Origin of the sequence: Verrucosispora sp. ts21, assembly GCF_002879555.1 — a bacterium.
Lineage (GTDB): Bacteria > Actinomycetota > Actinomycetes > Mycobacteriales > Micromonosporaceae > Micromonospora > Micromonospora gifhornensis.
This window is the reverse complement of the sequence record NZ_PNOZ01000155.1, coordinates 1-3521: the sequence shown is the minus strand read 5'-3', so window position 1 is coordinate 3521 and position 3521 is coordinate 1. Positions and strand designations below refer to the sequence as shown.

Genomic DNA, 3521 nt, shown 5'->3' with positions numbered 1-3521 from the left:
CCCCCTGCCCCCTGCCCCTCACCCACCCCCCTCGCCCCGTCGATCTTGCACTTTGTGTCGGTGCAAAGCGGACTTGTGCCGCGAATCAGCGACCGAAACTGCAAGATCGGCGGGGTGGGGGGTGAGGGGTGAGGATGCGGGGAGGGCGGGAGGGGGTTAGAGCCAGTCGTTGCGGCGGAACCAGCGGTAGAGGGCCAGGGAGATGGTGAGCATCAGGGCCAGGACCACGGGGTAGCCGTAGGCCACCTTCAGTTCGGGCATGAACTCGAAGTTCATGCCGTAGATGCCGGCGATGGCGGTCCAGACGGCGGCGATGGCCGCCCAGGCGGCGATTTTGCGCATGTCGTTGTTCTGGTCGACCGTCACCTGGGCCAGGCGGGCCTGGAGGATCGAGTTCAGCAGGTCGTCGTACGAGTTGACCTGCTCGACCGTACGACTGAGGTGGTCCTGCACGTCACGGAAGTAACGGCGTACCTCCTTGGGCACCTCGCGGTTCATCTGCGTGGTCAACGCGAGCAGCGGACGCTGCAACGGCATCACCGCGCGCTTGAACTCCACAAGTTCCCGCTTCAGCTGGTAGATCCGCTGGATCCGGCCGGTGGCCTGACGGTCGAAGACCTCGATCTCCAGCACGTCCATGTCGTCCTCGAGCTGGTCGGCGACCTCCAGGTAGAGGTCGACGACCCGGTCGGTGATCGCGTACGCGACCGCCCAGGGGCCGTGCAGCAGCAGATCCTGCCGGCCCTCCAACTCCTCCCGAACCGGTGCGAGCCGGCTGGCGTCGCCGTGCCGGACACTGATCAGGAAGTGCGGACCGATGAAGAGCATCACCTGCCCGGTCTCCACGACCTCGGAGTTCTCGGTCAGCTCGGTGTGCTCGCAGTAGCGGGCCGTACGCAACACCAGGAAGCTGACTTCGCCGAAGCGCTCCAGCTTGGGCCGCTGCTGAGCCTTGACCGCGTCCTCGACGGCCAACTCGTGCAGCCCGTAGCTCTCGGCGATCTCGGTCATCTCGGCCAGCTCCGGCTCGTGCAGCCCGAGCCACACGAAGCCGCTCTCCTCGCGGCGCGCCGCCGCCAGCGCCTCCGCGAAGTTCCACTCGCCGGGCTGGCGCCTACCGTCGACGTAGACCGCGCAGTCCACCACCGCGCTGCGCGGCGACTCGGCCGGAGCCGTCACCGTCCGTGTTCCGTCCGGACTGAGGCGACGTGTCACGGCGCGTACCGGCGACCAGTCGCGGGGCCGCAGCGCCCGGCCGGCGACCGCGGAGCGGGCCCGATCCTGATCCGGCGGTGACGTCCGCTGGTCGGCGGTGGAGGTGTTCCGGCCTCGCTTGATCCGATCGGTCATCACGCCCCCTCCGCACGCCCTGGTTGCGGCTTGCAGGGTACGCCGCGGCGACGATCATGGTGGCTCCGGCGACCGCCGGGGGGTGGCGCCGGACGGACCGGACCGCTACGGGGGGTGAGGCTGCGGCCCGGCCCGCCCGGCGCCATGGGGGCGGGGGTGGTGCTGCCGCGTCACCCGGGGCGTACGGCGACCGGCTCGCGTCGGGCATGTCCACGACGGTCGAAGCCCGAAAGGCCGCAGTACGCAGGTGAGTGACGCTCGCAGCATTGTGAGCCGCCGGTCGCCCCAAGGGGGAGCCCTGGAGCGACCGATGTGGCCGTACTGTCAGAAACCCGACAGATAATCAGCCGCGAACCGCTTCCACCGCCTCGGCCAGCCGCCGCACGCCCTCGTCGACGCGATCCGCGGTGACCGCCGAATAGGCGAGCCGGAGCGCGTGCCGCCCACCGTCGATGACGAAATCACTGCCCTTGACCACCGCGACGCCCCGCTCGGCAGCCGCCGGCGCCAACTTCTCGACGTCGACGTCCTGCGGCAACTCGACCCAGAGGAAGTAGCCGCCGTCCGGCTCCACGAACCGGGCCTCGGGAATGTGCCGGCGCAGCGACTCGGCAAGCACCCGCGCCCGCTCGCCGAGCGCCGCCCGGACCGTCTCGATCGACCGCTCGATGTCGCCGGAGACGCAGAACTGGTGCACGATCGCCTGCGCCACCATCCCGGGCGAGATGTAAAGGCTTGTCGCCTTGCTCGCGATGGCACCGATCAGGTCCGCCGGGCCGATCAGGTAGCCGACCCGTACGCCGGGGCAGACCGTCTTGGTGAAGCTGGAGGCGTGCACCACGACGCCGCGGGTGTCCATCGACAGCATCGACGGCAGCGGCTCGCCACGGAACCGGATGTCGGCGTACGGGTCGTCCTCGAAGATCGTGAAGCCGTACTCCGCGGCCAGCTCCAGCAGCTCCCGGCGCTTGTCCAGGGAGAGCGTCACACCGGCCGGGTTCTGGTAGTTCGGGATGATGTGCGCCAGCCGTGGCCGCACCCCGGACTCCAGCAGCTTGCGCAGCTCGGCAGTGTCCAGGCCGTCCGGCTGGATGGTGATCCCGTGCAGCTCGCTGCCCATCCGCTGAAGGTTCAGCAGGGTCCGGTCGTAGGTCGGCCGCTCCACCACCACGGCGTCACCGGGGCGTACCAGGTGGTCGAAGAGGAAGGCGTCGGCCTGCAGGGAACCGTTGGTGATCAACACCTGGTCGGCCTGGACCCCGTGCTTCTCGGCGATCCACTTCCGCAGCGGAAGGTAGCCGACGGAGGTGCCGTACGCGGTCACCCCGGCGGGATCGGCATCGAACGCGCGGACGGCGGCGGCCTTGAGCCCTTCGACATCGACGATGTCCAGCGAAGGCGCGCCACGGGCGAAGGAGATCAACTGCTCGGCGGTCATGGCTGTTCAGCGTACGTGCGGTAACAGGGCGTACGCCGACGGCACGGCGATGTCCGCATCCTGAGCCACCGGGTCGGGTGAGCCGAGCGACCGGGAAGGTGAGGCGGGCGACCCGGGAGGACGGGCTCAGCCGACCGGGGAGTCAGCCCGGTCGCGCCGGACTGCGCGGCAGGTGCGGCCGGACGGCGGAGCAGGTCAGGCCGCCGCCGGTTCCCGTCCGGCGAACCCCGGCTCGCCGGTCGACACGGATGCCAACGGCACCTGCCGGGAAAGGCCCGCCACCTGCACCCCGAGCGAGGTGATCAGCTGCCCCCAGTCGAAGTAGCACCGCCAGGTGACGATCCGACCCCGCCGTACCCGGACCATGTCCACCACCTGCCAGGACACGGATTGACCGGTCGGCGCGACGGTGCCGAACGGGGTGTGCAGCACCCCGGTGTGGGTGCCGGTCAGCCGATGCTCGACCGCCGCCCCACCGGCCGTGCGTACCGCGCCGAGTGGGTCGACCCGCAGATCAGGAAAGGCACCCGTCCAGGTACGCAGCAGCGCCGGCAACTCGGTCGGGCGCACCGTCACGCCCGGCATGCCGTAGCTGCCGTCGACCGCGTACAACTCGGGCAGGCGGGCCACGTCCCGCCGCAGCAGCATGGCGTACTGCTGCTCGATCAACCGGTCCGCCCCACGCATCCTGACCTCCCACCAACCCACTCCACCCCCGACCCAACCCCCCATA

At 70.1% G+C, this 3521-nt stretch carries 3 protein-coding genes; all 3 read right to left on the bottom strand.

Going from position 1 to position 3521, the window contains the following annotated elements; all coding sequences use genetic code 11:
* Nucleotides 1-156: 156 nt before the first annotated feature.
* Nucleotides 157-1215: a magnesium/cobalt transporter CorA gene (gene corA / locus C1A38_RS30275; protein WP_502696967.1), complete on the bottom strand. Its 1059-nt coding sequence runs from the start codon at nt 1213-1215 to the stop codon at nt 157-159.
* 478 nt (nt 1216-1693) lie between these two features.
* On the bottom strand, nt 1694-2788 hold the full coding sequence (locus tag C1A38_RS30270; RefSeq protein WP_102661085.1) for an aminotransferase-like domain-containing protein: 1095 nt from the start codon (nt 2786-2788) through the stop codon (nt 1694-1696).
* Between the two features lie 195 nt (nt 2789-2983).
* The coding region (locus C1A38_RS30265; protein ID WP_233197117.1) for an ester cyclase at nt 2984-3521 on the bottom strand (538 nt) is incomplete at its 5' end.